The sequence below is a fragment of the Pseudoalteromonas sp. PA2MD11 genome (assembly GCF_017808125.1).
Lineage (GTDB): Bacteria > Pseudomonadota > Gammaproteobacteria > Enterobacterales > Alteromonadaceae > Pseudoalteromonas > Pseudoalteromonas simplex.
Map to the genome: position 1 here is coordinate 1 of NZ_JADKNF010000033.1, position 3768 is coordinate 3768.

The window sequence follows — 3768 nt, forward strand, 5'->3', positions numbered from 1 at the left end:
ATTGGTAAAAGTAATTGTCCAATCTCTTTATACCGTACTCACCCTATTTGGGGGAGGAGTCCATACATCTCCTACGAGGTAGGCCTTGGCAAAGACCTACAAGCAACACCGCTCGGCTAGAAACTGACAGCTGAAAGCTGACGGCTGTTACTGCTCGTACTTCTGTTTTATCTTTTCGATAATCTCAACATTGGCGGCTGGGAAGCTGTAATCATCAAGCTCGTTTAGTGCGACCCATTTTCCTTGTTGGCCTTCTGCGCCATGGGCTGTGCCTGTGAAATCATCAACAATATGCACATCTAAGCGGACGCACTTATCGCCGTAGTCATGTTCGATAACCATTAGCTCTTCACTGCCATTTACGGTTAGGTTTACTTCTTCTAACAGCTCGCGCTGTAGCGCAGCAAATACGCTTTCGCCCTGCTCTACTTTACCGCCTGGGAATTCCCATAAGCCACCTTGGTGTTTGTCGTCTGGGCGTTTACAAATAAATAATTGCTGATCTTTATAAATAACACCAACTGCAACATGCACTACTTTTTTAGTCATTTGTTGTTTCCTTAATCATAAAAAAAGCGACGCAAGCGTCGCTTTTTATCACCGTGTTTTGGTTATTTTAATTTACCGCAACACTGCTTATATTTATTACCTGAACCACAAGGACACGGCTCGTTACGGCCTACTTTTGGCTCTGCACGTTGTGTTACTACAGCACCTTCTGGTGTTTCGCCACCGATGTGCTCAGCTTCTTCATGTTGGTATTCACGAGGTGCATTTTCGCTACGACGATGTTGCTCTTCAACTTTCTCAACATCTTCTTCAGCGCGAACTTGTACTTTACTTAAAATACCCACAACGTCGACTTTTAAGTTCTCTAGCATTTCAGAGAATAGCTCGAACGACTCACGCTTGTACTCTTGCTTAGGATTCTTCTGTGCGTAACCACGTAAGTGGATACCTTGACGAAGGTGGTCCATCGCAGCCAAGTGATCTTTCCAATGTTGGTCTAGGCTTTGTAGCATAATCGCTTTTTCGAATTGACGTAGTACAGACTCGCCTACCATCTCTTCTTTTTGCTTGTATGCTTGCTCAACCGCTTCTTCGATACGCTCACGAAGTTTCTCTTCGTATAGTTTGCTATCGTCAGCTAGCCATTGCGAAATTGGCAGCTCGATTAAGAAATCTTGTTTTAAGCGCTCTTCAAGACCCGGGATATCCCACATTTCAGCAAGGCTTTGCGGTGCAATGTACTGGTCGATTGTACCATTTAGCACATCGCCTCGAATTGCAGTGATAGTTTCTGAAATATCGCCTTCTTCAAGTAGCTCATTACGTTGCGAGTAAACAACACGACGTTGGTCGTTTGCTACGTCATCGTACTCAAGTAATTGCTTGCGAACGTCGAAGTTACGCGCTTCAACTTTACGTTGCGCGTTTTCGATTGCACGGTTAACCCAAGGGTGCTCAATCGCTTCGCCGCGTTGCATACCTAGTTTACGCATCATGTTAGTCATGCGCTCACCAGCGAAGATACGCATTAGCGCGTCGTCCATTGATAAGTAGAAACGGCTTGAACCGGCATCACCTTGACGACCAGAACGACCACGTAGCTGGTTATCGATACGACGAGATTCGTGACGCTCAGTACCAATGATGTGTAAACCACCCGCTTCGATTACTGCATCGTGGCGTTTTTGCCACTCATCTTTAATCGCTTTGATTTGTTCATCAGTTGGGTTTTCTAGCTTTTCAACTTCGCTGTTCCAGTTACCACCTAACACGATATCGGTACCACGACCGGCCATGTTAGTTGCAATAGTTACTGTGCCAGGTAAACCGGCATCGGCAACGATGTCTGCTTCCTGTGCGTGAAACTTAGCATTAAGTACGTTGTGCTTAATTTTTTCTTTACGTAAGAACTGCGATAAGTACTCAGAACTTTCGATTGAAATAGTACCCACAAGTACCGGTTGACCACGTTCTTGGCAATCTTTGATATCAGCAAGGATTGCTTCGTACTTTTCTTCTTGTGTTAAGTATACAAGATCAGCACGATCGTCACGGATCATCGGTTTGTTTGTTGGCATTACTACTGTGTCTAGACCATAGATAGACTGGAACTCAAACGCTTCTGTGTCTGCTGTACCTGTCATACCCGCTAGCGTGTCGTATAAACGGAAGTAGTTTTGGAATGTGATTGATGCCAATGTTTGGTTTTCGTTTTGAATGCGTACACCTTCTTTTGCTTCAACAGCTTGGTGTAAACCTTCTGACCAACGACGACCTTCCATTGTACGGCCAGTGTGCTCATCAACGATGATAACTTCGTTTTCTTTAACAACGTAATCAACGTCTTTTTGATAAAGCTTGTGAGCACGAAGTGCCGCATACACATGGCTTAATAATGTGATGCTTGAAGCTGAGTAAAGTGAATCACCTTCTTGAATTAAGCCGCGCTCAATTAGTAGCTCTTCAACTTTAATTTGGCCACGTTCAGTTAAGTGAACTTGCTTAGACTTTTCATCAATAGTGTAATCGCCATCGCCTTCAACGCCTTCTTCATCTTCTTTTTCTTGTAGCTCTAGGTCAGGCACAATTTTATTGATTTCGATGTAAAGCTCAGAGCTGTCTTCAGCTGGGCCTGAGATAATAAGCGGCGTACGCGCTTCATCGATTAGGATTGAATCCACCTCATCCACTACGGCGTAGTAAAGTGGGCGTTGTACACGCTCTTCAATGCTAAATGCCATGTTATCGCGCAGATAATCAAAGCCAAATTCGTTATTAGTACCGTAAGTAATGTCAGCAGCGTAAGCGATTTTCTTCTGCTGTGGCATCATGCCTGGTACGTTACAACCTACTGTTAGGCCTAAGAACTCAAATAATGGGCGGTTAGTTTCGGCGTCACGTTTTGCAAGGTAGTCGTTCACGGTAATAACGTGAACACCTTTACCTGTTAAACCACGAAGGTATGCAGGTAATGTTGCTGTTAGTGTTTTACCTTCACCGGTACGCATTTCTGCAATGCGACCTTGATGTAAAACCATACCACCTAATAGCTGTACGTCGAAGTGACGCATGCCATTTACACGCTTAGATGCTTCACGTACCACAGCAAATGCTTCTGGCAAAATGTCATCTAGGCTTTGTCCGTTATCGTAACGCTCTCTAAATTCAGCTGTTTTTGCTTTTAAATCTTCATCAGAAAGCGCTTCTAATTGCTTTTCAAGCGCATTAATTAGAGCGACCGTCTTTCTTAGGTTTTTAATAGTGCGGTCATTGCGACTACCAAAAATCTTGGTAAATAAATTAGATATCATGATAAAACCGTTACAATATATTCTTTGTTAGCTAGTCATTAGCTAACCCACTTTCTTCAATTGATAATTAATATGCGCTTATGCTCATGATGTAGGGCATATTAATTAACAATTTATCAGTACGCTGTTCAAAACACCGCTTATTTCGTGCGCTATCATACCAGAGTCTGCGCAACATCAAACCTTCTGTTTATGAAGATATGGATTTTCAGCAAGAAAATTTAAAAATCAGCCATAATCTTTGATCTAACCCCATAAAAAGGGTGAAAACAAGATTACTGAATAGATATGGCGACAATAAGAATAAAATCAAGATCAGGGGAGTAAAAAGGCGATGCGATGGACGAAATTCGACTTTGTAAATGTAGGTGGTCATTTATGGCGACAAGATATTACATACGTTTCATCAATGACGCGCTAAAGCACGACCTTGTATCTCTCAGTATTA

2 protein-coding genes are annotated in these 3768 nt (G+C 42.9%); both read right to left on the reverse strand.

Going from position 1 to position 3768, the window contains the following annotated elements; all coding sequences use genetic code 11:
• Window positions 1–147 precede the first annotated feature (147 nt).
• Window positions 148–549: an 8-oxo-dGTP diphosphatase MutT gene (mutT, locus tag ISP07_RS20355; RefSeq protein ID WP_138602788.1), complete on the reverse strand. Its 402-nt coding sequence runs from the start codon at window positions 547–549 to the stop codon at window positions 148–150.
• Window positions 550–611: 62 nt separating this feature from the next.
• Window positions 612–3320, reverse strand: coding sequence for a preprotein translocase subunit SecA (gene secA, locus ISP07_RS20360; protein WP_138619695.1), 2709 nt, complete (start codon window positions 3318–3320; stop codon window positions 612–614).
• Window positions 3321–3768: the final 448 nt, after the last annotated feature.